Annotated in this window: 24 protein-coding genes; 19 read left to right on the top strand and 5 right to left on the bottom strand. The window is 68.6% G+C overall.

Going from position 1 to position 23,990, the window contains the following annotated elements:
• The first annotated feature begins 5 nt into the window (after positions 1-5).
• The 15 genes from EHF44_RS18690 (at position 6) to EHF44_RS18620 (ending at position 14,218) form a co-directional block, all read left to right on the top strand.
• Positions 6-563: a hypothetical protein gene (locus tag EHF44_RS18690; RefSeq protein WP_124685240.1), complete on the top strand. Its 558-nt coding sequence runs from the start codon at positions 6-8 to the stop codon at positions 561-563.
• Entirely contained in the window at positions 556-2,304 is a 1,749-nt protein-coding gene (locus EHF44_RS18685; RefSeq protein WP_253700243.1) for an AMP-binding protein, read from the top strand. Before EHF44_RS18690 ends, EHF44_RS18685 begins: the two co-directional genes overlap by 8 nt.
• Positions 2,301-3,074, top strand: coding sequence for a glycosyltransferase family 2 protein (locus tag EHF44_RS18680; RefSeq protein ID WP_124685239.1), 774 nt, complete (start codon positions 2,301-2,303; stop codon positions 3,072-3,074). The genes EHF44_RS18685 and EHF44_RS18680 overlap by 4 nt, the downstream gene beginning before the upstream one ends.
• On the top strand, positions 3,071-4,069 hold the full coding sequence (locus tag EHF44_RS18675) for an LpxL/LpxP family acyltransferase (protein WP_124685238.1): 999 nt from the start codon (positions 3,071-3,073) through the stop codon (positions 4,067-4,069). The genes EHF44_RS18680 and EHF44_RS18675 overlap by 4 nt, the downstream gene beginning before the upstream one ends.
• 23 nt (positions 4,070-4,092) lie before the next feature.
• Complete coding sequence (locus EHF44_RS18670; protein ID WP_124685237.1) at positions 4,093-4,509, top strand: acyl-CoA thioesterase; 417 nt, start codon at positions 4,093-4,095, stop codon at positions 4,507-4,509.
• Entirely contained in the window at positions 4,506-5,129 is a 624-nt protein-coding gene (locus EHF44_RS18665) for an outer membrane lipoprotein carrier protein LolA (RefSeq protein ID WP_124685236.1), read from the top strand. The genes EHF44_RS18670 and EHF44_RS18665 overlap by 4 nt, the downstream gene beginning before the upstream one ends.
• Entirely contained in the window at positions 5,122-7,491 is a 2,370-nt protein-coding gene (locus tag EHF44_RS18660) for an MMPL family transporter (protein WP_253700242.1), read from the top strand. The genes EHF44_RS18665 and EHF44_RS18660 overlap by 8 nt, the downstream gene beginning before the upstream one ends.
• Positions 7,492-7,496: 5 nt before the next feature.
• Positions 7,497-8,726, top strand: coding sequence for an NAD(P)/FAD-dependent oxidoreductase (locus EHF44_RS18655; protein ID WP_124685235.1), 1,230 nt, complete (start codon positions 7,497-7,499; stop codon positions 8,724-8,726).
• A 26-nt stretch (positions 8,727-8,752) separates the two neighbouring features.
• Entirely contained in the window at positions 8,753-9,322 is a 570-nt protein-coding gene (locus EHF44_RS18650) for a DUF3261 domain-containing protein (protein WP_124685234.1), read from the top strand.
• Positions 9,319-10,509, top strand: a complete 1,191-nt coding sequence (locus EHF44_RS18645; RefSeq protein ID WP_124685233.1) for a beta-ketoacyl-ACP synthase — start codon at positions 9,319-9,321, stop codon at positions 10,507-10,509. Before EHF44_RS18650 ends, EHF44_RS18645 begins: the two co-directional genes overlap by 4 nt.
• Positions 10,510-10,511: 2 nt before the next feature.
• The gene (locus EHF44_RS18640; protein ID WP_124685232.1) at positions 10,512-10,991 is read left to right on the top strand and encodes an ApeP family dehydratase; all 480 of its coding nucleotides are present in this window, start codon (positions 10,512-10,514) and stop codon (positions 10,989-10,991) included.
• Entirely contained in the window at positions 10,988-11,719 is a 732-nt protein-coding gene (gene fabG / locus EHF44_RS18635) for a 3-oxoacyl-ACP reductase FabG (protein ID WP_124685231.1), read from the top strand. Before EHF44_RS18640 ends, fabG begins: the two co-directional genes overlap by 4 nt.
• Positions 11,716-12,945, top strand: coding sequence for a beta-ketoacyl-ACP synthase (locus EHF44_RS18630; RefSeq protein ID WP_124685230.1), 1,230 nt, complete (start codon positions 11,716-11,718; stop codon positions 12,943-12,945). Before fabG ends, EHF44_RS18630 begins: the two co-directional genes overlap by 4 nt.
• Before the next feature lie 88 nt (positions 12,946-13,033).
• Positions 13,034-13,480 (top strand): excinuclease ATPase subunit, encoded by a 447-nt coding sequence (locus EHF44_RS18625; RefSeq protein ID WP_124685229.1) that lies wholly within the window; start codon positions 13,034-13,036, stop codon positions 13,478-13,480.
• A gap of 42 nt (positions 13,481-13,522) precedes the next feature.
• Complete coding sequence (locus EHF44_RS18620) at positions 13,523-14,218, top strand: 4'-phosphopantetheinyl transferase family protein (RefSeq protein ID WP_124685228.1); 696 nt, start codon at positions 13,523-13,525, stop codon at positions 14,216-14,218.
• 21 nt (positions 14,219-14,239) lie between these two features.
• On the opposite strand, the gene EHF44_RS18615 is transcribed toward EHF44_RS18620, so the two are convergent.
• Positions 14,240-14,974, bottom strand: coding sequence for an IclR family transcriptional regulator (locus EHF44_RS18615; RefSeq protein ID WP_124686665.1), 735 nt, complete (start codon positions 14,972-14,974; stop codon positions 14,240-14,242).
• A gap of 262 nt (positions 14,975-15,236) precedes the next feature.
• Between EHF44_RS18615 and EHF44_RS18610 the strand changes: the two genes are divergently transcribed.
• From EHF44_RS18610 to EHF44_RS18600, 4 genes are all read left to right on the top strand, one after another.
• Positions 15,237-15,593, top strand: a complete 357-nt coding sequence (locus EHF44_RS18610; RefSeq protein ID WP_124685227.1) for a helix-turn-helix domain-containing protein — start codon at positions 15,237-15,239, stop codon at positions 15,591-15,593.
• The gene (locus EHF44_RS18605) at positions 15,594-16,916 is read left to right on the top strand and encodes a type II toxin-antitoxin system HipA family toxin (protein WP_172966130.1); all 1,323 of its coding nucleotides are present in this window, start codon (positions 15,594-15,596) and stop codon (positions 16,914-16,916) included. It begins immediately after the preceding gene.
• A gap of 180 nt (positions 16,917-17,096) precedes the next feature.
• A complete protein-coding gene (locus EHF44_RS28405) occupies positions 17,097-17,267 on the top strand; it encodes a hypothetical protein (RefSeq protein ID WP_172966129.1) in 171 nt (56 codons plus the stop codon).
• Between the two features lie 18 nt (positions 17,268-17,285).
• Positions 17,286-18,077 (top strand): alpha/beta fold hydrolase, encoded by a 792-nt coding sequence (locus EHF44_RS18600; protein WP_124685226.1) that lies wholly within the window; start codon positions 17,286-17,288, stop codon positions 18,075-18,077.
• 169 nt (positions 18,078-18,246) lie between these two features.
• Here the strand turns inward: EHF44_RS18600 and EHF44_RS18595 are convergent, their stop codons facing one another.
• From EHF44_RS18595 to EHF44_RS18580, 4 genes are all read right to left on the bottom strand, one after another.
• Positions 18,247-18,975 carry a DUF4198 domain-containing protein gene (locus EHF44_RS18595; protein ID WP_124685225.1) on the bottom strand — a complete coding sequence of 243 codons (729 nt, stop codon included), beginning with the start codon at positions 18,973-18,975 and terminating at the stop codon, positions 18,247-18,249.
• Positions 18,976-18,994: 19 nt separating this feature from the next.
• A complete protein-coding gene (locus EHF44_RS18590; protein ID WP_124685224.1) occupies positions 18,995-21,430 on the bottom strand; it encodes a TonB-dependent receptor in 2,436 nt (811 codons plus the stop codon).
• Between the two features lie 115 nt (positions 21,431-21,545).
• The gene (locus tag EHF44_RS18585; protein WP_124685223.1) at positions 21,546-22,568 is read right to left on the bottom strand and encodes a FecR domain-containing protein; all 1,023 of its coding nucleotides are present in this window, start codon (positions 22,566-22,568) and stop codon (positions 21,546-21,548) included.
• A gap of 3 nt (positions 22,569-22,571) precedes the next feature.
• Complete coding sequence (locus tag EHF44_RS18580; RefSeq protein WP_124685222.1) at positions 22,572-23,093, bottom strand: sigma-70 family RNA polymerase sigma factor; 522 nt, start codon at positions 23,091-23,093, stop codon at positions 22,572-22,574.
• Between the last annotated feature and the right edge of the window lie 897 nt (positions 23,094-23,990).

The raw sequence follows: 23,990 nt of genomic DNA, 5'->3' as shown, positions 1-23,990 counted from the left end.
CGAGCATGGCCTGGCGCAAGTGGGGGCTGGGACTGCTCACGCTGTCCTATCCGCTGGTGATCTACCTCGGGCTGCAGCATTTCTCGCCGCGCGTGATGGCGCTGGCGCTGGTCGCGCTCGCGCTGCTGCGCGCGGGGACGAGTCGCCAGGCCGGCTGGCGCGTGATGGCGCTGCTGTCGGCCGCCCTTGCGGTGGTCGTCATGGCGTCCGGCCACGCGCTGCCGCTGAAGCTGTACCCGGTGCTGGTCAACGTGGCGATGCTGGGGGTATTCGGCTGGACGCTGCGCTATCCGCCCACGCTGGTCGAGCGCCTGGCGCGGATGCGGGAGCCGGACCTGCCGCCGAGCGGGGTGGCCTACACGCGCCGCGTCACGCAGGCATGGTGCGTATTTTTCGTCTGTAACGGCACGATTGCGGCCATCACGGCCTTTGCCGCCAATGACCGAGTCTGGGCGCTCTACAACGGCGCCATTGCTTATGGCCTGATCGGCGCGATGTTCGCCGGCGAATGGCTCGTGCGCCAGCGCGTCAGGGCGCGCGGCGCGGAGAAACGTCATGGTTGAGGGAAAGCCGGCGTGGACCGGCCTGGGTGGGGTCATGGCGGCGCTGGCCGCTGCGCCGGTTGCGCGATGCGTGGCAGGCGATGCCGCCAGCGGTGTCGGCGCCCAACGCTTCGTGGCGCGTGCCGCAGCGTGGCGCCGCATGCTGGCCGATGCGCCCGGCGCGCGCTGGGCGATCCATATCGAGGATGTGGCCGAGTTTGCCGCCGCGCTGTTCGGCGCCTGGTACGCCGGCAAGCACGTGGTGCTGCCGGGCGATACGCGGCCCGAAACGCTCGCGGCGCTGCGCTCGGAGAGCGACGGCTGGGCTGGCGAATTGCCCGATGCCAGGGTGCCTGTCGCCGCCAAGGACGCGGACCTCGACCCCGACCCCGACCCCGACGTCGATTGGCCGATGCTCGCCACCCACGACACCTGGGTCACGCTGTTCACGTCCGGTTCCACCGGCGTGCCGGGCGCGATCCACAAGCGGCTCGCGCAGCTGGACGCGGAAGTCCACACGCTGCAGCAGGCGTTCGGGCAGCACTGCACCCCCGATACGCGCGTACTCTGCACCGTTTCCCACCAGCACATCTATGGCCTGCTGTTCACGGTGCTGTGGCCGCTGGCGGCGGGGCGTCCCATGCGTGCAGCCCGGTTTGCGTTCCACGAAGAACTGGTTGCGGCATGCCAGGCCGAGGCCGGTCCCGCCGTGTTCGTCAGCAGCCCCGCCCATTTGAAGCGCATGCCGGCCGCGCTGGACTGGGCCGCGGTACGCAGGTCGGTCCGCGCGGTGTTTTCTTCGGGCGGACCGCTGCCGCCCGAAGCCGCCGCCGATGTGCTGCGCCATATCGGCCACTCGCCCATCGAAGTGTTCGGCAGTTCGGAAACGGGCGGCATCGCATGGCGCCAGCGCACCGTGCACGCCGATCGCTGGAACGCGCTGCCCGGCATTGCGTGGCGGCTCCAGGACGGCTACCTGGCGGTCCGCTCGCCGCACCTGCCCGATGACGGCTGGCATGTCTGCGCGGACCGCGCGTTGCCTGCCGGTGACGACAGCTTCGTGCTGGCCGGCCGGGCCGACCGCATCGTCAAGATCGAGGAGAAGCGCATCTCGCTGACCCAGATCGAGCAGTCGCTGGCCGCCGCGCCGGGCGTGCGCGAAGCGCGGGTGGTCATGGTCGAACTCGATGTCGGCATGCGTGTGGCCGCCGCCGTCGTGCTGGACGAAGCGGCCCACGCGCAGCTCGAAGCCGACGGCCGGGGCGCGGTGAGCGCCGTCCTGCGCAAGCATCTGGCCGGCGCCATCGACCCGGTGGCCCTGCCGCGCCGCTGGGCGTTCCTGCCCGCGCTGCCTTGCAACGCGCAAGGCAAGACCACTGAAGCGATGCTGCGCGAAGTGTTCCGCCGCACGGTGCCAGAGGTGCGCTGGCTCGACCACGACGCAACATCGGCGACCGCCGAGCTGTACGTGGCCGAAGACCTTGCCGTGTTCGACGGACACTTTCCCGGGGCGCCGATCGTGCCCGGCGTTGCACAGGTAGACTGGGTCATGGCGCTTGCGCCGCAGAAGCTCGACGTGCCGCCGCGTCAACGCTTCGCGCGGCTCGACGTGCTCAAGTTCCAGGCCGTCATCCGCCCCAACAGTACCGTGCAGCTAGCGCTGATGTGGCAGGCCGACGTGCGCGCGCTGGGGTTCCGGCTGACGTCCGATGCCGGGCCGCACGCCAGCGGCCGGATCATGTTCCATCCCGAAGCGCCATGAGCCCCACGCAGCAGTCCTGCTCCGATGCCAGCTTCCGGCCCGTGGTGCTGGTGCCCGTCTACGACCACGAAGGCGCGATCGGCGCGATGGTCGACGCCATCCTGCGGCATCCGATTCCGTGCCTGCTGGTCGATGACGGCAGCGGCCCGGCCTGCGAGCGCGTGCTGCGCGAGATTGCCGACGCCCATCCCGCCCGCATCCGCCTGGTGCGGCTGCCGCAGAACCAGGGCAAGGGCGGCGCGATCATGGCGGGCTTCGAGGCGGCCGCGGAGCTCGGCTACACGCACGCGCTGCAGATCGATGCCGATGGACAGCATGACGCCGCGTGCATTCCCCAGTTCCTCGCGCTGGCCGAAGCTGATCCCCAGGCGATGATCTGCGGGCATCCCGTCTACGACGCGTCGGTGCCGAAGCACCGGTTGTACGCGCGCTATCTGACGCACGTCTGGGTGTGGATCAACACCCTGTCCTTCGAGATTCGCGATTCGATGTGCGGCCTGCGCGTCTACCCGCTGGCCGCGGTCACGCGGCTGATGCGCGAGGTACGGCTGGGCCGCCGCATGGAGTTCGATACCGAGGTGCTCGTGCATCTGGTGTGGCGCGGCGTGCGGATCGTCAATGTGCCCACGCGCGTCACGTATCCCGCCGACGGCGTGTCGCATTTCCAGGCGTTGCGGGACAACGTGCTGATCTCGCGCATGCATACGCGGCTGTTCTTCGGCATGGTCTGGCGTCTGCCGCGCCTGCTCTGGCGCAAGGTGGCGGCATGAGCGCGGCGCACTCGAATCCGGCAAGCACTGCCGCCGCGGCGCGCTCGCGCCACTGGAGCACGATTGGCGAGGTGACATGCGTCTGGGGCGTCTGGTGCCTGTATTTCCTGAACCGGATCTTCGGCCGCACGCTGTTCCGCCTGGTCGTCTATCCGGTGGTCAGCTACTACTGGCTGACCCACCCGCTCGCACGCCGCTCGTCGCTCGACTTCCTGACGCGCGTGGAGCGCACCGCCGGCACCATCGGTGGCCGGCCCACATGGCGGCATACGCTGCGCCACCTGTTCTCGTTTGCCGATACGCTGCTGGACAAGCTGCTGGCCATCGGCGGCCAGTATCGATTCGGCAGCGTCAGGCGCGAAGGCAACGAGGTGCTGCTCGAACAGATCGCGCGCGGGCAGGGCGGCATCATCATGACCGCGCACATGGGCTGCCTGGAGCTGTGCCGGGTGCTGGCCAACCAGCGCAACGGCATGCGGCTGACCGTGCTGGTCCACACGCATCATGCCGAGCGTTTCAACCGCATCCTGTCGCGGATCGATCCCAGGTCCGGCGTGCAGCTTTACCAGGTGGACGATATCTCGCCCGCCACGGCGCTGGAATTGACCGCCAAGGTGCAGGCCGGCGAGTTCGTGGCCATTGCTGGCGACCGCGCGCCGGCCCACGGTGGCCGCGCGGTACGGGTGCCATTCATGGGCGACCCGGCGCGCTTTCCCGTTGGCCCCTATGTGCTTGCCGCGCTGATGCGCTGCCCGCTCTATGCGATGGGCTGCGTGCGGCAGCGCGAGGGCCATCTGCTGCGCTTCACCGAGATCGCGCACGAGGTGAACCTGCCCCGGGCGCGCCGCGAGCAGGCGCTCGTGGCGCTGGCCACCGCCTACGCCGCGTGGCTGGAGGCACTGGTCGTGCAGTCGCCCTACGACTGGTTCAATTTCTACGAATTCTGGGCCGACGATCCCGTGACCGTCGGCCGCCAGGGCGCGCAGGAGGCTTGAGCGGCCTGCGCTCACCGATTCCCATGTCAAAAGTCATCCACCACGCCATTACGCTGACCCCGGCTTTCCACGATCTCGACCCGATGAACGTGGTCTGGCACGGCAACTACATCCGCTATTTCGAGCTGGCGCGTTGCGCGCTGCTGCAGACCATCGACTACGACTACCCGCAGATGCGCGATTCGGGCTATGCGTGGCCGGTGGTCGACCTGCGGGTCAAGTACGTGCGGCCGCTGGTCTACGGGCAAGCGGTGGACGTGCACGCGTCGATCGTCGAATGGGAGAACCGGCTCAAGATCGACTACGAGATCCGTGATGCCGCATCCGGCCAGCGCCTGACGAAGGGCTACTCGATCCAGGTGGCGGTGGACATCGAGACGCAGGAGATGCTGTACGTCTGCCCGCCGGTACTGCTGGAAAAGCTGGGGATCACGCCATGAACCGCCGCCAGTTGATGCGTGGCGTGCTGCTTGGCGCGGCGATGTTGCTGGGCTTGCCAGCCCATGCCGCCGATCTGCTTGGCGATGTCGCCGCGCGGCTGGCCGATGCGCCGGTGATCCGCGGCCAGTTCGCGCAGACCCGCAAGCTGTCGGGTTTCAGCAACCCATTGGTCTCGCGTGGCGATTTCGTGCTGGCCAAGGGCCGCGGCGTGGTGTGGGCAACGCGCGAGCCGTTTGTGTCGAGCCTGCTGGTCACGCCCGACCGGCTGGTGATGCGGGGGGCGGACGGCAAGGTGCAGCAGCAGATGCAAGCCGATTCGCAGCCGGCGATGCGCGTCGTTGGCGAATCGATGATCGCCGTGCTGCGGGGCGATCTGCGTAGCCTGCAGACGCGCTTTGACGTCACGGGCAAGCTCGTCGGCAAGGCGGGCTGGACATTGACGCTGACGCCGACCGACGCCGGCATGCGCCGCGTGTTCACCCGCATCGAGCTCGCGGGCGACAGGTTCGTGCGCGATGTCCGGCTGGAAGAGGCGGGCGGCGACAGCACCGTCGTGAAGATGATCGGTCCCGTCTCGGCCGCCAGTCTGACGCCCGCCGAGGAGCAGCGTTTTGAGTGAGACGGCGGGCGTGGCGATGCGCGGCGGACTGACCCGGATCGAGCGATGGCTTGCCGTTGGCTGGCTGCTGTTCGTGCTGGCGCTGGTGGCACACCAGGTGGCGTTCTGGCGGGCATCGCGGCTGGATACCGACGTGCTGGCGCTGCTGCCGACGAGCGAGCGCACGGCGACGGCGGACCGCGTGCTGCGTCGGCTGGCCGAAGGCGTGGAGCAGGAAGTGATCGTGCTCGTGGGCAGCGACGACTGGTCGCGCACGCGCGCCGCCGCCGAGCGGTTCAGTGCGGCCACGGCGCGGCAGGCGTCCCTGCTCACGCCCGTCGACAAGATCGCGGCATTCGATTTCGATGCCGCGCTGGCGTTCTACCGGCCGTGGCGCGATCGGTTGCTGACCGATGCGCAGCGCGCGCAGCTTGCCACGGCCGATGCCGATACGCTCGCCCAGCAGGCCCTCACCAGGCTGTACCAGTTGTCGACGGGGCCGCGCCTGACCGACTGGGCGGCAGACCCGCTGGGGCTCTGGCAGGACTGGTGGCTGTCGCGCGCGGCCGTCACCCGTGTGCACGAGCGTGACGGATTGGCGTCGCTGTCGGGCGATGGCAAGGAGTGGGCGCTGCTGTCGTATCGCATTACCAAGCCGGCTTTCTCCGTCAGTGGCAGCACGGACTACAGCGATCTGCTGGTCGCGGCCGAGCACGCGGCGCGGCAGGGCGACGATGGCGTGCGGGTGATTGCCGCCGGCATCCCGCTGCATGCGGAGGCCGCCGCCGCGCAAGCCAACTGGGAGATGAACGTGATCGGCTGGGGCTCGCTGGCCGCCGTGCTGCTGCTGGTGTGGCTGGCGTTCCGGTCGCTGCGGCCGATCTTGCTGGTCGGGCTGTCGCTGGTGATCGGCACGGCCGCGGCGATTTCCGCCACCGCCATCCTCTTCGACCGGGTACACCTCGTCACGCTGGTGTTCGGCGCCAGTCTGGTCGGTGTGGCCGAGGATTTCGGCATCCACTACTTCGTCACGCGGCAGTCGATGCCGCACGCGACGCCGCCCGCCGTGATGCGGTTCCTGTTGCCGGGCCTCGCGCTTGCGCTGCTCACGAGTGTCGTGGCGTACATGGCGCTGGGCGTCGCGCCTTTTCCTGGCTTGCGCCAGATGGCGCTGTTCTCGGCCGTCGGGCTTGTCTGCGCCTTCCTGACCGTGGCGTTCTGGTTCCCGCTGCTCGATCGCGGCACGCTGCGCCAGACCCGGCTGTCCACGTGGCTGGCCGGCAGCCTGGGCCGCTGGCCCAGCGTTCGCAACGATCGACGCACGTGGATGGCGCTGGCCGTGCTGGCATTGTTCATCGTGCCGGGCGTCTTGCAGGTACGTGTGGTCGACGATGTGCGCCAACTGCAGAGTTCGCCGCCTGCGCTGGTGGAGGCGCAGCGCACCGCTGGCCGATTGCTCGGCACGCCCAGCCCGGCGCAGTTCGTGCTCGTGCGTGGCGCCACGCCGGACGAGGTGCTGGCGCGCGAGGAAGCGGTCAAGGCAAGGCTCGGCGATGCGATCGCGCGCGGCGATCTGGCGGGATTCCTGTCGGTGTCCGACTGGGTACCGTCCGCTGCCCGCCAGCGCGCCGATGCGGTGCTCGCGGATCGGCAGGAAAATGCGGTACGCCAAAGCGTGGCGAGGGCACTCGGCGGTACCATCGCCGCGCCCAGCGCGAAGGGTGGCGATGTCGTGCTGACACTCGATGCATGGCTCGCGCATCCGGTGTCCGGCACGCTGCGCCACCTCTGGCTGGGACGCGAAGGCAATGGCTACGCCAGCGTGATGCTGCTGCGCGGGCTGGACAAGCCGGCGGTGATGCCGGGCATCGCGCGGGCGGTTGGTGAAGTGCGGGGCGCCGAATGGGTGGATCGCATCGCGGATCTGTCGGGCCTGCTGCGCCACTACCGCGTGCTGATGAGCTGGCTGTTGCTGGCCGGTGCGGCCGGGGTTGCGCTGTTGCTGGCGTGGCGCTACGGGCGTGCCGGATGGCGCGCACTGGTGCCCACGCTGCTGGCGGCGGCCATCAGCGTGGCCGCGCTCGGCTGGCTGCACGTGCCGTTGCAGTTGTTCTCGGTGCTCGCGCTGGCACTGCTGCTTGGCGTGGGTGTCGACTACGGCATCTTTCTGCTGGAGCATCCGGGCGATGGCGTGTCGTGGACGGCCATCGTCCTTGGCGCGGCCAGCACGCTGCTTGCGTTCGGCCTGCTCGCGCTGTCGTCGACGCCGGCGTTGCATGCGTTTGGCATGACCATGCTGACGGGCGTGGGTGCCGTATGGTTCTTGTCGCCGTGGTTTCGCCCGGCGGCCAGTCCACCCCATCACAACATTGAACAGGGTTGATCCTCATGAAGAAGGAACAGGTTGATGTGCTGATCGTCGGCGCCGGTCCTGCGGGGTCGGTGGCGGCGGGGCTGCTGCGCAAGCGGGGCATTGGCGTGCTGGTGATCGAGAAGGAGCAGTTTCCGCGCTTTTCGATCGGCGAGAGCCTGCTGCCGCAGAGCATGGCGTATATCGAGGAGGCCGGGATGCTGCAGGCCGTGGTCGAGGCCGGCTTTCAGCACAAGAACGGCGCGGCCTTCTCGCACGCGGGCCGCCATACGGCGTTCGACTTCCGCGACAAGTTCTCGCCCGGCTGGGGCACCACCTACCAGGTGCAGCGCGCGGATTTCGACAACGTGCTGATCCGCGAGGCCGAGAAGCAGGGTGCCGAGGTCCGCTTCCGGCATGTGGTGGAAGCCGTCGACGTGAATGGCGCCCAGCCGCTGGTGACCGTTCGCGCCCCGGACGGCGAATCCTACCTGGTAGAGCCGCGCTTCCTGCTCGATGCGTCCGGCTTCGGCCGCATCCTGCCGCGCCTGCTGCAGCTCGAATCGCCGTCGAACTTCCCGGTGCGGGCCGCGATCTTCACGCATGTGGAGGATCGCGTGCCGGTGGGCGCGTTCGACCGCAACAAGATCCTGATCAGCGTGCATCCCGAGCACACCGACGTCTGGTACTGGACGATTCCGTTCTCGAATGGCCGTTGCTCGCAGGGCGTGGTGGCGGAGAAGTCGTTCCTCGACCGCTATCCCGGCGACGAAATGGCCAGGCTCAAGACGCTGGTGTTCGAGGAGCCGGGGCTGGCCGGGCTGCTGGGCAATGCCAACTGGGACACGCCGGCCCGGCAGATCGTCGGCTACTCGGCCAATGTCCGTTCGCTGTGGGGCAAGGGATATGCGCTGCTGGGCAATGCCGGCGAGTTCCTCGACCCGGTGTTCTCGTCGGGCGTGACCATCGCATTCAAATCGGCCAGCCTGGCGGCGGCATGCGTGGCGCGCCAACTCGCGGGCGAGCAGGTCGACTGGGACGCAGACTTTGCCAGGCCGCTGAAGGGCGGCGTGGACTGCTTCCGCACCTATGTGGAGGGCTGGTATGACGGCACCTTCCAGAAGGTGATCTTCTATCCGGACAGCACGCCGGAGATCCGCCAGATGATTTCCTCGATCCTGGCCGGCTATGCGTGGGACCGGGATAACCCGTACGTGGCCGAATCGAAGCGGCGTCTCAAGGTGCTGGAGCAGCTTTGCACGGCCTGAGTCCTTTTCTCCGATGGATCGCAGGGGTGGCACTGGCGGGGACGCTCGCGCTGGCTGGCTGCGCGTCCGCGCCGCGTGCCGTGGAGCCGCCGGCCCGCACACTGTCCGCCGAAGCGGTACCGTTGCTGCGGCTGCCGCCTGCATCGCTGGGCCGGACGCTGCAACTGCAGCAGCAGATCACCGTGCAGTACCCGTCGCCCCAAGGCGAACAGACGCGCGACATCGTGGCCTTGCTTGAGGCCGATGCACAGCACACGCGGCTTGCCGCCGTGGCGGGCGGGCAGGTGCTGGCCCGGCTCGACTGGGACGGGCGCGACCTGCGCGTCACGCGCGCGCCGTGGGCGCCCCAGGAGCTGCTGCCCGAGCGTATCCTCAGTGATCTGCAACTGTCGCTGTGGCCCGTGCCGGCCATCCAGGCCGCACTGCCCGCTGGCTGGCGGATGGATGCCTCGCCAGGGTTGCGCCAGTTGCGCGCCGGTGACGAGGTCGTCGCGGAAATCCGTTATCCCGATGCCCGAACCACGCTGTTCGTGCAGCATCGCGACGGCTACCGGCTGACGATTCGGACGCTGCAGGAGACAGGAGGCGCGCGATGACGGTCTATCTCAATGCGATGAACGTGATCTGCGCGCTCGGCAGCGGCAACGATGCGGTGCGCGCGGCGCTCTGGCGGACCGACGGGCCGTCGGGTGGCGAAACCACCGACCGCTATACGCCGGGCACACCGCTGCACCTGGGGACGGTACGCGAACCGATTGCGGCGTCCGACCTGCCCGCAGGCGTCCCGCCGGCGCTGTTCAGTCGCAACAATGCGCTGCTGGACCGCACGCTGGCAGCGCTGCGGCCGGCCGTGGACGCAGCCGTCGCGCGCGTGGGCCCGACGCGGGTGGCGATCGTGCTCGGCACCAGCACGTCGGGCATCAGCGACGGCGAGACAGCCGTACGGGCACGGCAGCAGACCGGCCAGTGGCCGGCGGCGTTCCACTACGGCCAGCAGGAACTGGGGTCGCCGGCGCAGTATCTCGCCCTGGCGTTGGGGGTGGCCGGGCCGGCCTATACCATTTCCACGGCCTGTTCTTCCAGTGCCAAGGCGCTGGCGGCGGCGGGCCGGCTGCTGGAGCAGGGCGTGGTCGACGTCGCCATTGCCGGCGGCGTGGACACGCTCTGCGCCTTCACGATTGCCGGGTTCCGTTCGCTGGAATCGATCAGCGCGGAGCGCTGCAATCCGTTGTCCGCCCATCGTCATGGCATCAACCTCGGCGAAGGGGCGGCATTGTTCCTGATGTCGCGCGAAGCCGGGCCGGTGCGCCTGGCCGGCTGGGGCGAGACTTCGGATGCGCATCACATGTCGGCGCCCCATCCGGACGGGCTGGGCGCACGGACGGCCATGGCGCAGGCGCTGCACCGCGCGGGCCTGCGGGCCGCCGATATCGACTACCTTAACCTGCATGGCACGGCGACCGAACAGAATGACGCGATGGAGTCCCGCGCCGTGATGGACCTGCTTGGCGCCGACGTGCCCGTCAGTTCCACCAAGCCGCAGACCGGCCACACGCTGGGGGCGGCCGGCGCGGTGGAAGCCGCGCTGATGTTCCTGACCTTGACCGACAATCCGCAAGGGCGCCTGCCCGCGCACTGGTGGGATGGCGCGGCCGACGCCACGCTTCCGGCCCTGCATGTGGTGGGTGCGGACGAATCGCTGGGCCGGCCGGCGCGCCATGTGATGAGCAATTCGTTTGCGTTTGGCGGCAGCAACAGCGTGCTGGTGCTGGCGGAGGGGTAAAGATGGCGACAACCGAACCGATATCGCATATACCGTTGCCCCCGGTGGCCGAGGTGGTGCCCCATGCCGGGGCCATGCGCCTGATCGACGAACTGGTCGAGGCGGATGCGGAGCACTGCGTGGCGCGTGCCACGGTGCGTCCCACGCAGTTGTTCGTGGCCGACGACGGCATGCCTGGCTGGGTCGGCATCGAATACATGGCGCAGACGATCGCGGCATGGGCCGGGGTGAAGGACCGTGCGGCGGGGCGGGCGCCCGGCATCGGCTTTCTGCTCGGGTCGCGCCGCTACGCGTGCGACGTGGCCGCATTCCCGGTCGGCGGCGTACTGACGATTTTCGTGCAGGCCGAACTGGTGGGCGACAACGGCCTGGGCATGTTCGCCTGCACACTGGCGCTGGATGGCCGTGAAGTGGCCCGCGCCAACGTTTCCGTGTTCCAGCCTGGGGATGCGGAGGCTTTTCTCCAGGGGCAGCAAGCATGACGAACAAGACCGTGCTGGTCACGGGATCCTCGCGGGGCATTGGCCGCGCCATCGCATTGCGCCTGGCGCGCGACGGCTACGACCTGGTGGTGCATTACCGCTCGCGCCGCGACGAAGCGGAGTCCGTGGCCGATGCCGTGCGGGCATTCGGCCGCAACGCGCGCGTGCTTGCCTTCGACATCGCGCAGCGCGACGCCACGGCGGAAGTGCTGCTCGCGGACGTCGAGAAGCACGGCTGCTACTACGGGGTGGTGTGCAACGCCGGCATTGCCCGCGACGCGGCATTTCCCGCCATGACGGGCGAGGAATGGGACGACGTCGTGCACACCAACCTCGACGCGTTCTACAACGTGCTGAATCCGCTGGTCATGCCGATGGTGCAGCGGCGGCAGCCCGGCCGTATTGTCACGCTGTCTTCGGTATCGGGGCTGGTCGGCAACCGGGGCCAGACCAACTACAGCGCCGCCAAGGCCGGCATCATCGGCGCCACCAAGGCGCTGGCGATCGAACTGGCCAAGCGCCAGATCACGGTGAACTGCGTGGCGCCGGGCTTGATCGACACCGAGATGGTGGACGCGCATGTGCTGGAGGAGGCGCTGAAAATGATCCCCGCCCGGCGGATGGGAACGCCGGACGAGGTGGCCGCCACGGTGGCTTTCCTGCTGTCGCCGGATGCCGGTTACATTACACGGCAGGTGATTTCGGTGAACGGGGGGATGTTCGGATGAAGCGGGTCGTCGTAACCGGCGCCGGGGCGATCAGCGCCCTGGGCAATGACTGGGCCACGGTGCGCCAACGCCTGGCCGGCGGGCGCAGTGCCGTGGTCCGCATGCCGGATTGGGAGGACATCCGCGGCCTGAACACGTGGCTGGGCGCGCCCGTGCCCGCTTTCACGCCGCCGTCGCACTACACGCGCAAGCTGACGCGGTCGATGGGACGCGTGTCGCTGATGGCCGTGATGGCCAGCGAGGCCGCGCTGGCCGATGCCGGCCTGACGGGCAGCCCGCTGGTGACCGGTGGCCGCATGGGCGTGGCCTATGGTTCGTCGACCGGCTCGCCGGCGGCGGTGCAGGATTTCGCCCGCATGATGGTCGACCGAACTACCGAGGACATCAGCGCGACCACGTACATCCGCATGATGCCCCACACCACGGCCGTCAATATTGGCGTGTTCTTCGGCATCACGGGCCGCATCCTGACCACGTCGAGCGCGTGCACGTCGGGCAGCCACGGCATCGGGTACGCGTTCGAGACCATCCGCGCGGGCCGTCAGACGTTGATGCTGGCGGGCGGCGCCGAAGAACTGGACGCGACCGAAGCGGCGGTCTTCGACACGCTGTTTGCCACGAGCACGCGCAACGATGCGCCGGAAACCACGCCCCGGCCGTTCGATGTGAACCGCGACGGCCTGGTGCTTGGCGAGGGCGCCGGCACGCTGGTCCTGGAAGAGCTGGAGCATGCGCAGGCCCGCGGCGCGCGGATCCTGGCGGAGATCGTCGGCTACGGCACCAACAGCGACGGCGCGCACGTCACCCAGCCGCAGGCGCGGACCATGGCCGATGCCATCCGGCTCGCGCTGGAAGACGCCAGCCTGTCGCCCGAGGCCATCGGCTACGTCAACGCGCATGGCACGGCAACCGACCACGGCGACGTGGCCGAATCGCATGCCACGCACGAGGTGCTGGGCGCCCGCGTGCCGGTCAGCTCGCTCAAGAGCTACATGGGGCATACGCTCGGCGCCTGCGGGGCGCTTGAGGCGTGGATGTCGATCGAGATGATGCGCGACGGGTGGTTCGCGCCGACGATCAACCTGTCGGACCCCGATCCGCGCTGCGCGCCGCTCGACTACATCATGGGCGAGGGCCGCCGGATCGACACCGATCATGTGATGAGCAACAATTTCGCGTTCGGCGGCATCAACACCTCGCTGGTATTCCGCCGCTGGACCGATTGAAGGTGGGCGGGCCCCGCCAGTGGCAGCAGTCAAGTCATCAGTACGGCAGTTGTTTCAACCTGATCCACAACCAGAAAAAGGAAGATCAATGAAATTCGCTCTCCCGCTGGCCGCCGTGGCCTGTGCTGCTTCGCTGCTTTCGACGCCTGCCGCGGCGCGCGATACCAAGTACATGCTGCCCCTGGCAGACGTGCTCAACATGCCCGAGGCCAAGGAAAAGCTCGACGGCTCGGTGAAGTTCTACCTGGCGGGAGCGCCCACGCCGACGGTGCTGGAGAAGAAGGACAGCGACGTATCGAACCGCAAGACCAACGGCGTGGGCAAGAGCGACGAGGATGCCTGCCGATGGGCCGCGTTGTCGGCGCTGATCTCGTTCCAGGACAAGGCCAGGACGCTCGGCGCCAACGCCGTGATCGACATGGTCAGCTACTACAGGAAGGACACCAACGCGAACGCCACCGACTACGAATGCCATGCCGGCGCCGTGGTGGTGGGCGTGGCGCTCAAGGGCACCTTCGCCCGCGTGGCGCAGTAACGCACGGCGCCCCCAGCCTCGCCGCCCATAGAGACCAAAGCCATGCCGCTCGCCCTGCGCACCGGATCGGTCATGGCCTTTGCCGCCATGGCGCCGCCTGTCAGCCGGTGGATGTCGCCGGAGGAACTGGCGCGGCTGGCCGAGATGCGGGCGCAGCAGCGCGCGGAGCAGTTTGCCGCCGGGCGCTGGCTGGCGCGCCGGCTGCTGGCGGTGACGTTTGGCGGGGATGCGTCCGAATGGGCGCTGTCGGCGGCCGAGGATGCGCCGCCGCTGGCCACGCACACGGGCGGGATGGTGGGCACGCCGGTGTTCGTGTCGATTGCCCACTCGGGCGACCATCTGGCATGCGCGGTGTCGGACATGCCTGTCGGTGTCGACATCGAGGAACTGCAGCCGCGCAAGCATCTCGACACGCTGATCGAGGCCACCACGACCGAGGCCGAGCGGGCCGCGCTGCCGGCGCTGCTGGCGCGCGGCGACGACGATGCGCGCATGCTCGCGTTCTTCCAGCTCTGGACGCTCAAGGAAGCGTGGATCAAGTGCCATGGCGGCAACCTGTTCCAGACGATGGTGGGTCACGTGGTGCAGGCCGTGCCGGCGCCGCTGGAACAGGCCAACGGGCTGACTTGGCAGCGCAAGAACGCCGTGCTGGCGCTGGCGGCTGCCACGCTGGTCGACGAACTGGAGTTGCCGCAGGCCACGGGCTGGCGGCTGGATGCGCGCGAAACGGTCGACTGAACGCCCCGGCCGCCGGCCGGTTCAGGTCTTTTCCAGCGACGCGCAGGCCGCGCGCAGGATGGCGGCGTAGCGGTCCAGATGGGGCTCGATCCGGTACACCGGCCCGGCAATCGAGATCGCGTAGCACTCGCCGGACAGCCGCACCGGCCACGCCAACGCGCCCACGTCGGGCATTGATTCACTGAGATTGACATAGGCGCCGCGCTCGCGCGCCAGGCGCAGGTCCGCTTCGAGCGTGTCCGGCGTGGTCAGCGTGCGCGGCGTGAAATGCTGGAACGTCAGGCGGGGCAGCAGCGCCGCGCGCTCCCCGTCGTCCATCGCGGCCAGCAGCGCCTTGCCGATGGAGTTGGCATGCAGCTCGCGCCGCTCGCCGGCCGTGGCGATGTAGCGGATGGCGTGCGGAGACTCCAGCACGTCCAGATAGACCACCGCCGTGCCTTCGTGGAGCTTGCCGATGACGATGGTTTCGCCGGTGGCATCGCGCAGTTCGCTCATGGTGCTGTGCACGCGGTCCAGCACGGGGTCGTGCCGGGCGATCTGCTGGGCCATCGCCAGCAGGCGGCCGGTGGGGTAGTAGCCCTGGCGGCGCGCGGTTTCGTAGAGGTAGCCGAGCGAGGTCAGCGTGCGGATCAGCGCCAGGCAGCTCGACGCGGGCACCGCCAGCAGGCGGGCCAGTTCGGACAGCGACAGCGCGCGACGCTCGCGCGCGAAGGTCTCGATGATCTCGATCACGCGCAAGGCGGTCTTGACGTTCATCGCCGGGGTCTTGGTGGGCTCGGGGCGCTCTGGCATGGGCGGCGGTTCGGGTTCGGATCGGGCGGACGCCATCGGCCGCGACTGTAGCACGGCACCGGGCCACCAGGCGACCGGCGGCGCCCGGCGCGCCAACCCGTACAACCTATCGGTTGTATCGGCGTTTTACAACCAATACGTTGTAAATTGCCAATACAACGTTTACGGTGTAAAACGCCTTTACAACCGATACGATGTCGGCCGCCCCCATCCATCCTGTCCCGCCATGTCCACGACCTACCCGATCCGCATCCTGAGCCAGCTCAGCCCCGTGCTGCAGGGGTTTCGCAAGGCGCGCGGCCTGACCCAGGCCGAACTGGCCGCGCGGCTGGGCGTCAGCCAGCAGAGCTACGCGCGGCTGGAAGCCAATCCCGGCCGGGCCAGCATGGCACGCGTGCTGGCGGCGCTGCAGGCACTGGAGGTGGACCTGGCCCTGACGCCGCGCGGCCAGCTCGATGCCGGGACGGCGGCCAAGGCGTCGAAAGCCCCGAAAGCCAACGCCCCGAAAACCCCGCCCGCCGCCAAGACAGCCAGGCCGGCCCGTTCGCGCAAGCCCCGGACGGCGCCGGGGGAGGACTGGTAAATGGGTCGACGCGCGCTGCGGCGCCGGCTGGGCGTGTGGATGAACGGCTGGCTGACCGGCATCTGGGAGCATGGCCCGGACGGCGAGTCCTTCGCCTACGACGCCGACTGGATGGCCAGCAGCCAGGGCCGGCCGCTATCGCTGTCGCTGCCGTTCCGCTCCGACGTGCTGCCGTACCGTGGCCGGGTGGTGACCGCCTATTTCGACAACCTGCTGCCCGACAGCGACGCCATCCGCCGCCGGCTGGCCCAGCGGCACCGCACGCAGGGCACGGGGCCGTTCGCGCTGCTGGCCGCGCTGGGCCGCGATTGCGTCGGCGCGCTGCAACTGCTGCCGGCCGATGCGGCGCCCGAGCACCTGCGCAGCATCGACGGCACGCCGCTGGACGAAGCCGCCATCGCTCGGCTGCTGCGCGACGCCACGCGAAGTGTGCCGATGGGCCAGCACGACGACGACAGCGACCTGCGCCTGTCGATCGCCGGCGCGCAGGAAAAGACCGCGCTGCTGTATCACGAAGGCCGCTGGCTGCTGCCCCACGGCAGCACGCCAACCACGCACATCCTCAAGCTGCCGCTGGGGCTGGTGGGCAACATGCGGGCCGACATGCGCACGTCGGTCGAGAACGAATGGCTGTGCGCGCGGCTGGTGCGGCATTTCGGGCTGGCGGTGGCCGATTGCGCCATCGCCACGTTCGAGGACCAGAAGGTGCTGGCCGTGACGCGCTTCGACCGCCGGCTGGCACCCGATGGGAGCTGGATCATCCGCCTGCCGCAGGAGGATTTCTGCCAGGCGCTGGGCCTGTCGCCGTTGTCGAAGTACCAGGCCGACGGCGGGCCGGGCATCGCCGACATCATGGCGGTGCTGGCCGGGTCCGAGACGCCGGGCCATGACCGGCGGCAGTTCTTCACCGCGCAGATCCTGTTCTGGCTGCTGGCCGCCACGGACGGCCATGCCAAGAACTTCAGCCTGTCGATCGGGCCCGGCGGCCGCTACTGGTCCACGCCGCTCTACGACGTGCTCTCCGCGTATCCGATCATGGGCAGCGGCGCCAACCAGTTGGCTCCGCAGAAGGCGCGGCTGGCCATGGCGGTACGCGGCAGCCAGAACCACTATCGCGTGGCGCAGATCCTGCGCCGGCACTGGCTGGAGCAGGGGCGCCGGGTGGGGCTGCCCGCCGACGAGGTCGAGGCCATCCTGGCCGGCCTGAAGGACGCCGTGGCGCCGGCCATCGACGCCACGGCCAGCGAACTGCCCGCCGGCTTTCCCGCCGACGTGGCCGAGCGCGTCTTTGCCGGGCTGCGCGCGCAGGCCCGGCGCATCTGAGGTCTGGCCGGCCGGTGGCGGCGCCCGGTTTGTACCGTTCTGTATCCGCGCGGACCGGCGATACGTCGGCACACGCAACGGCCGGGTGCGGCACACGGGCGCGATACGTCCATCCCTTCCAATAGGCTCCATGGCCGGCGCACGGGGCGCCGCCAAACCACGGTCAGGCAGGAGCCACCCATGTCGAAATGGAATATTGCGTTGCAGATGGCGAGGGCCGCGTTCTCGTCGCTGCCGCCCGGTGCGCTCCAGGGGCTGACGCTGGCCGCGGCGATGCTCGCCGTGGCTACCGCGTGCGCGGCATTGACCGTCGCGTGGCAGGCGCGCTCCATGCCGGCCTTCACCCAATAGTGAATCTGGAGAGATCCCATGTTGAAACGAACGATTGCATCGCTGGCGGTGGCTGCCCTGGGTCTGGGCGTGGCGTCGGCGGTCTCGGCCGCGCCCGCGGCGCAGGCTGCCGACAAGGCGCAGACGCCCACCGTCGTCATCGTCCACGGCGCGTTTGCCGATGGCTCGGACTGGGCCAAGGTGATTCCGCTGCTGCAGGCGCGCGGCGTGAAGGTGCAGGCGGTGCAGAACGGGCTGGAATCGCTGGCGGGCGACGTGGCGGCCACGCGCCGGGCGATCGACAATCAGCCCGGCAAGGTGGTGCTGGTGGGCCATTCCTGGGGCGGCACGGTCATTACGGAGGCGGGCGCCAACGACAAGGTATCGGCACTGGTCTACGTGGCCGCGTTCGCGCCTGAGGCCGGGCAGTCCACCGAGGAAGCCGGCAAGGCATTTCCGCCCGCGCCGGGCATCGGCAAGCTCGTGGCCGACAAGGACGGCTACCTGTCGCTGCCGCCCGAGGCCGTGGCCAGCGACTTTGCGCAGGACGTGCCCGCGGCGCAGGCGCGCGTGATGGCAGCCACGCAGGGGCCGATCCAGGCCAAGGCGTTCGGCGAGAAAACGACCGTGGCGGCGTGGGCCAGCCGGCCGTCGTGGTACATCGTCAGCGCCAACGACCGGATGATCCCGCCCGACCTGGAGCGCGCGATGGCCAAGCGGATCGATGCCAAGGTCACCACGCTGCCGACCAGCCACGTCCCCCAGCAATCGCGCCCGGCCGACGTGGCGAAGGTGATCCTGGACGCGGTGGAGACGGTGAAGGGACGGTAGCAGGCAGGTAGACGGACGCGCGCTGCCGCAAGGCGCGTGACGTGGTTATGCGCTCCCCTCTCCCGCGCGCGGGAGAGGGGTGGGGGAGAGGGCCGGCGTTCCCCATCGCGACACCGCGCAGCAGCCAGACACCCAACCGCTGGCGGCAGACGAAAGCAGGCCGGGCGGCTTACTTGTTCGGCGTGGCCGCCGGGCCGGCCGGGATCGGGTCGATGCCGTCGCGCTTCACGTAGGTCACCGACGTGACGTAGCTGGCCGCCGTGTACTTCTCCACGCCGTTGGTGCCCTGGCGCTCGCCGCCGGCCGGGTCGTTGTGCTGCAGCTCGGCCACGTACATGCCCTTCCACGGCATGTCGAACGTCACCAGGCCCTGCTCGTCGGTGCGGCCTTCCTTGGCCCAGCCCGACTGCGTGACCAGCGCGACCTTGGCCTTGGGCAGCGGCTTGCCCTGGTAGTACGCCTTGAACGCGCCCGGCTGGCCGGCCGGCACCAGATCCAGCGTCAGCCGGGGCGGCTGGGCGGCGAAGTCGGACACCCAGCGCGCGGCCGGATGGTAGCGGTTCGTGAATTCCTTGTCGGCGCGCTTGCCCGTGTAGAGCGGGTAGCGGGCGTCCTCGGCCACCAGCGCGTCGCGCTCGCCCAGCGTGAACGGCAGTTGCAGGCCGTTGCCGGTCTTGCTGGCGGTGGCGGTTTTCTCGCCGCTGGCCGAGATCAGCGTGGCCGTGGGCGCCACGAACTTGTCCAGCAGCCCCGGCGAGACTTCGCGCAGGTTCTCGCCGAATTCGCCGAAGCGGATGGTGGCCGGCTGCCCGGCCGGCTGTTCGATCCAGATCTGGTGCGCCTGGGCGGCGCCGGTCAGGGCAAGCAGGGCAGCAGCTACGGTAATGCGCGGGTGCATAGGGCCTCGTCGTGTTGGGTCAGAAATCGAACTGCGCGGACAGGAAGACCGTGCGCGGTGCCGCAACAGTAGCGTAAGTGCCGCTCACGAGCCAGTAGTTCGAGTTGAACAGGTTTTCGATGTTGGCACGGAACACCACCGACTTGCCCATGACCTTGGTGCGATAGCGGGCACCGATGTCGTAGCGGGTCCAGCTCGGCATGCTCAGCGTGTTGGTCGCGTTGAAGTACAGCGACGACGTGTGGATGATCCGCCCGTTGACGCTCAGGCCCGGCACCCAGGGTACGTCCCAGTCGGCGCCCAGGTTGAACGCGTTGTTCGGCACGCCGTTGGCCTTGTTGCCGTCGTTCACGCCGCCGGCGGTCTGCGTCAGCTTGGCGTCGTAGAACGTGGCGCTGGCCATCAGGCGCAGGCCGCGCACCACTTCGCCATAGGCCGACAGCTCGATGCCGCGGTTGCGCTGCTCGCCGTCGAAGCTGTAGAGGTTGGTGGCGGGGTCGGTGATGGCGCTCGGGCGCTCGATCTGGAAGGCCGACACCGTCGTGGTGACCGTGCCCCAGTCCACCTTCACGCCGCCCTCGTACTGGTTCGACTTGTACGGCGGAAAGACCTGGCCCGCGTTGGCGGCCGTGGTGGGCGCCACGCCGCCGCGCGACAGGCCCGAGGTGAAGTTGCCGTACAGCGACACGTTCTTTACCGGCTTGATCACGATGCCCGCCAGCGGCGACACCGCGCTTTCGTCGTAGCTGGACTGCCGGGCGCCCGTGGTGGTGCTGAAGTTGTCCAGCCCCACGCGCTGGTGGCGCAGGCCGCCGGTCAGCAGCAGGCGGTCGTCGAACATGGCCAGCGTATCGGTCAGCGTGAAGCTCGTGAGCGCCGATTCGGATGCCTTGGTGGCGTCGATGCGGGTGCCCACCACCGGCGTCAGCGGCACGGGGTTGTAGAGGTTCGACGCCTGGGCCGGTGCCGACGACGGCACGTAGGCGTTGCCCAGCTCCTGCTCCAGCCGCGAGAAGCTGGCCGTGACCATGTGGCCGATGCCGAACGTGCTGAACGACGTGCGCGCGCCCACGTCGGCCGTCCAGGTCTTGCTGTACGAGTCGTAGAACGCGTTCGTGACGTTGAAGTTGCCCTGCGCGTTGGCCGGACCCAGCGGGAAGGTCTGGTAGGCCGACCCGTCGCGGTAGCCGCCGGCCGCGTAGACGGTCAGGTTCGGCAGGATGTCGTATTCCAGCCGCGACATCACGGCAGTGTCATGCAGCCACAGCTCGGTGCCGGGGTAGAAGTTGCGGTGGCCCGACGGCGCGTCCGGAATCCTCGTCACGCCGGCCTGGAAGCCGATCTGCGGGCGGAAGTTGTCGGTGCCTTCGTGCTGGGTGTACGTGTCCAGCGACCAGCGCAGCTTCTTGCCGCGATAGTCCAGCGCCAGCGCGCCCACGCCCTGTTTCTGGCGGCCGTCGTCGAGCGTGGTATCGCCGCCCCGGAACACGCCGTTGACGCGCACGCCCCATTCCTTGTTCTCGCCAAAGCGGCGGCCCACGTCGGCCTGCACGCCGAACAGCGACTTGCTCTCGTAGGTCGTGGTCAGGCGGGTCAGCGGCTCGTCGCCCGCGCGCTTGGTCACCACGTTGATGGCGCCGCCGATGCTGCCGTTGGGGCCGATGCCGTACATCAGCGTGCCGGGGCCCTTGAGCACCTCCACGCGCTCCATGATGGCGGCCGGCATGCGGCTGGACGATGCCATGCCGTACAGGCCGTTCAGGCCCACGTCGCCGCTGGCCACGGTGTAGCCGCGAATCTGGAAGTCCTCGCCAAAGCCGCCGCGCGACGTCAGCGTGCGCACCGAGGCGTCGTTGATGACCACGTCGGCCAGCGTGCGTGCCTGCGTGTTCTCGATGATGTCGCTGGTGTAGTTGGTGGTGCTGAACGGCTGGTCCATCACGTCGGACGTGCCGAGCACGCCCAGGCCGCCGCCGCGCGCCACCTGGCCGCCGGCGTAGGCGCCGGGCAGGTCATGGGCGCCGGCCGCCGATACGGTGACCACCGGCAGCGTGCGGGCGCCATCGGCCGTGTCGCCGCCGGCCGGGCCGTTGATCAGGTAGCTGCCGTTGGCTTGCTGCGCCACTTCCAGGCCGGTGTTGGCCAGCAGCGCGTCCAGGCCGGCGCGCGGGGTGTAGGTGCCTTGCAGGCCGGCGCTCTGGCGCCCGGCCGTGATTTCGGGCTTGAACGACAGCATGATGCCGGCATCGCGGCCAAAGCGGCTCAGCGCGTCTTCCAGCGAGCCCGCCGGGATGCTGTAGGCGCGCGCGGCGGCCTGGGCGTGCGCCGCCATCGGCACGGACAGCGCGGGCGCGGCCACCACGGCGCCAAGGGCGACGCGGCCGACCAGCGTCGTCAGCAGCTTGCGGCGGAAAACACGATTGGATGGACGCTGGCGCGCCGGTACCGGACCCATGATCAGACCTTTCGAATAGGAGGTGAAATGACGTTCTTGCCCTCCTTGACCCGCGAGTTTCGAAAACGGATCAGGTCCAGCGCATTTTTTTTCGATCGGTGCGACAGCACGGCAGTCAGGCCTGCGGCGCCGGTAGCAGGCGGATCTCGTCCTGGCCCCAGAGCCGCGTGGTGGTTTCCTTGCGCAGGTTCAGCGTGCTGGCCAGCGTCTGCAGCACCTTGCCGAGGTCGTCGAGCGGGAACGACCCGCTCACGCGCACGCCGGCGATGGCCGGATCGCACGACAGCGCGGCACGGCTGTAGCGCCGCAGTTCGGCGATGAAGGCATCCAGCCGCATGCTGCGCGCGACGATGAAGCCGTCGGCCCAGGCGATGCGCGCCGCTTCGGCGGGGAAGGGCGCGCCGATGGCCTGCACGGTGTAGCGCGCGCAGGCGCCTGCCCGCAGCACGCGCGGCCGGTCGGGCGCCGCGTGCGGGCGGATCTCGACGGCGCCTTCGAACACGCAGACTTCGGTGTCGGCATCGTCCTGCCGCACGGCGTAGCGCGTACCCAGCGCGTGGGCGCTGCCGTGGGCGGTCTCGACGAAGAACGGACGCGGCGCGGCCTGCGGGTCCTTTGCCGTGGTGACGAGGATTTCGCCGGCCAGCAGGCGCACGCGGCGCGCGGTGGCGTCGAAGCGCACGTCCACGGCGGTATCGGTATTGAGCTGCAGCCGGGTGCTATCGGCCAGCACCACGGTCCGCCGCTCGCCCACGGCGGTGCGGTGGTCGGCCATCCACTGGCGCCAGGGCGTGTGCTCGCGGGCCGTCCACGTGAGCCCGCCGGCAAAGGCCAGCAAGGCCAGCGTCTTCATGGCCTGGCGGCGTGGCTTCGGGCGTGGCGTGGCCAGGGCGGCGCGCGCCAGCCCGGCCGTTTGCGGCGCGGACAGCGGCGCCAGCCGGCCGCGCACGGATTCAATGCGCTGCCACGCGCGTTCATGATCGGGATGTTCGGCGCGCCAGCGCATCCACGCCTGCCGCACCTGCGGCGAGACGGGGTCGGCCTGCAGTTCCACCAGCCATTCGAGCGCGCGCTCGGCCACGTGCGGGGGAATCGTCGCCGCGTCGGCGGTCGCCCGGTACCAGGAAGAGGCGGGCACCGGTCAGCTCACGAACGACAGGTCGGCAAAGTAGCATTGCTGCAGCCCCTTGACGACGTAGCGCTTGACGGTGGGAATCGAGATGCCCAGGGCTTCGGCCACCTGGGCGTGCGTGTGGCCATCGAGCTGCGACAGCAGGAACGCCTGCCGCACCAGCGGTGGCAGGCCGTCGAGCAACTGATCGAGTTCCAGCAGGGTTTCGAACAGGATCGCGCGGTCTTCCGGCGAGAGTTCGACGTCGCGCGGCGCCAGGGCCAGCGCTTCCAGATACGCGCGCTCCAGTTGCTCGCGGCGCCAGTGGTTGGAGACGAGGTTGCGCGCCACCGTCGTCAGGTAGGCGCGCGGTTCGTCCAGGCGGGCCGGCACGCGTTCGCTATGCAGCAGCCGGACGAAGGTGTCGTGGGCCAGGTCGGCCGCCTGCTCGGCGCTGCCCAGCCGCCGTTGCAGCCAGCCCTTGAGCCATGCATGGTGGTCGCAATAGAGCGACTCGATGGTCGAAGGAAAGAGGGAGCCTGGCGTACTCATGATCTAGCCCGTCGTGGGTCGACTACACGCAGCCCCGTGAGCGGTCTCCGGCGAGCCATGCAGCTAACTATTGTCACAAATGAGAATCATTACTATTAACAGAAAGCTGACGCGTCTGTCAAATAAATGGGCATATCACGCGGGGTGAATACGTTGCGCGAACAACACAGACATACGGCGCCGCGGTTTGTGATGCCCTGGCCATTCGGGTTGGCCCGTGGCGGGCGGGTACTGCAAACGGGTTATTTTCCCCGCCTATTTGAATTCTGACAAAAATGTAATGCATTAATGGTTGGCGAAAACCCTGCATATACCTTTCGCGCCGCAAAACTTCACCTATAAATATGCCTACGTGTTGCGAACTGGTGTCACGCTCCACGCCTCCGCCCGCTTGTGCTAGCCTGCGGGCTTTTTTTTGCCCGTCGATAATCCATGCATTCCCCGCGATTATTAATGGCAAATGGTTGATCTTTCCCCCGCATCAATCGCTCCCGGCATGGTGAAAACCCTGCCCAGCCTTTATCTTGACTAACCTGGCATATCACATACCTTATACCTATCGCGGCTCACGATTACGCGAACATTACGTCGAACATTACAAATCTGTAATTCATTCGGCGTTTTTCAATATGTCGGAGGTTTGATATGGGATACGAATAACACGTTGGTGCGGTGCTCGGAATCCACCACCGGGCAACAGTTCTGGCGCGCTTCGGTACCAACTCGTAATCGGGCAATGGCGGTCCTGCGCAGCATTTCAAGCAAATCCATAAGCACAACAACAAAAATAACGATGACACAGGAGACACGCAAATGCACACGACCGCATTAAGGTTCGAACGCACGGTGCCGGTGTATCGAACGACATTTCCCACAAAGGCAGGCCATTCGATTACA

Origin of the sequence: Cupriavidus pauculus (assembly GCF_003854935.1) — a bacterium.
In the GTDB taxonomy this organism is placed as follows: Bacteria; Pseudomonadota; Gammaproteobacteria; order Burkholderiales; family Burkholderiaceae; genus Cupriavidus; species Cupriavidus pauculus_C.
Note: the sequence above shows the minus strand (reverse complement) of the source record. Positions and strands in the feature narration are given on the sequence as shown.

Excerpts from the sequence above, each read along its gene's own strand:
- EHF44_RS18675 (WP_124685238.1), top strand. The coding sequence starts at position 3,071 with ATGAGCGCGGCGCACTCGAATCCGGCAAGCACTGCCGCCGCGGCGCGC.
- EHF44_RS18625 (WP_124685229.1), top strand. The coding sequence starts at position 13,034 with ATGAAATTCGCTCTCCCGCTGGCCGCCGTGGCCTGTGCTGCTTCGCTG.
- EHF44_RS18645 (WP_124685233.1), top strand. The coding sequence starts at position 9,319 with ATGACGGTCTATCTCAATGCGATGAACGTGATCTGCGCGCTCGGCAGC.
- EHF44_RS18685 (WP_253700243.1), top strand. The coding sequence starts at position 556 with ATGGTTGAGGGAAAGCCGGCGTGGACCGGCCTGGGTGGGGTCATGGCG.
- EHF44_RS18655 (WP_124685235.1), top strand. The coding sequence starts at position 7,497 with ATGAAGAAGGAACAGGTTGATGTGCTGATCGTCGGCGCCGGTCCTGCG.
- EHF44_RS28405 (WP_172966129.1), top strand. The coding sequence starts at position 17,097 with ATGTCGAAATGGAATATTGCGTTGCAGATGGCGAGGGCCGCGTTCTCG.
- EHF44_RS18630 (WP_124685230.1), top strand. The coding sequence starts at position 11,716 with ATGAAGCGGGTCGTCGTAACCGGCGCCGGGGCGATCAGCGCCCTGGGC.
- EHF44_RS18665 (WP_124685236.1), top strand. The coding sequence starts at position 4,506 with ATGAACCGCCGCCAGTTGATGCGTGGCGTGCTGCTTGGCGCGGCGATG.
- EHF44_RS18615 (WP_124686665.1), bottom strand. The coding sequence starts at position 14,974 with ATGAACGTCAAGACCGCCTTGCGCGTGATCGAGATCATCGAGACCTTC.
- EHF44_RS18640 (WP_124685232.1), top strand. The coding sequence starts at position 10,512 with ATGGCGACAACCGAACCGATATCGCATATACCGTTGCCCCCGGTGGCC.
- EHF44_RS18690 (WP_124685240.1), top strand. The coding sequence starts at position 6 with ATGGCCTGGCGCAAGTGGGGGCTGGGACTGCTCACGCTGTCCTATCCG.
- EHF44_RS18590 (WP_124685224.1), bottom strand. The coding sequence starts at position 21,430 with ATGGGTCCGGTACCGGCGCGCCAGCGTCCATCCAATCGTGTTTTCCGC.
- EHF44_RS18620 (WP_124685228.1), top strand. The coding sequence starts at position 13,523 with ATGCCGCTCGCCCTGCGCACCGGATCGGTCATGGCCTTTGCCGCCATG.
- EHF44_RS18600 (WP_124685226.1), top strand. The coding sequence starts at position 17,286 with ATGTTGAAACGAACGATTGCATCGCTGGCGGTGGCTGCCCTGGGTCTG.
- EHF44_RS18580 (WP_124685222.1), bottom strand. The coding sequence starts at position 23,093 with ATGAGTACGCCAGGCTCCCTCTTTCCTTCGACCATCGAGTCGCTCTAT.
- EHF44_RS18595 (WP_124685225.1), bottom strand. The coding sequence starts at position 18,975 with ATGCACCCGCGCATTACCGTAGCTGCTGCCCTGCTTGCCCTGACCGGC.
- fabG (WP_124685231.1), top strand. The coding sequence starts at position 10,988 with ATGACGAACAAGACCGTGCTGGTCACGGGATCCTCGCGGGGCATTGGC.
- EHF44_RS18680 (WP_124685239.1), top strand. The coding sequence starts at position 2,301 with ATGAGCCCCACGCAGCAGTCCTGCTCCGATGCCAGCTTCCGGCCCGTG.
- EHF44_RS18605 (WP_172966130.1), top strand. The coding sequence starts at position 15,594 with ATGGGTCGACGCGCGCTGCGGCGCCGGCTGGGCGTGTGGATGAACGGC.
- EHF44_RS18670 (WP_124685237.1), top strand. The coding sequence starts at position 4,093 with ATGTCAAAAGTCATCCACCACGCCATTACGCTGACCCCGGCTTTCCAC.
- EHF44_RS18610 (WP_124685227.1), top strand. The coding sequence starts at position 15,237 with ATGTCCACGACCTACCCGATCCGCATCCTGAGCCAGCTCAGCCCCGTG.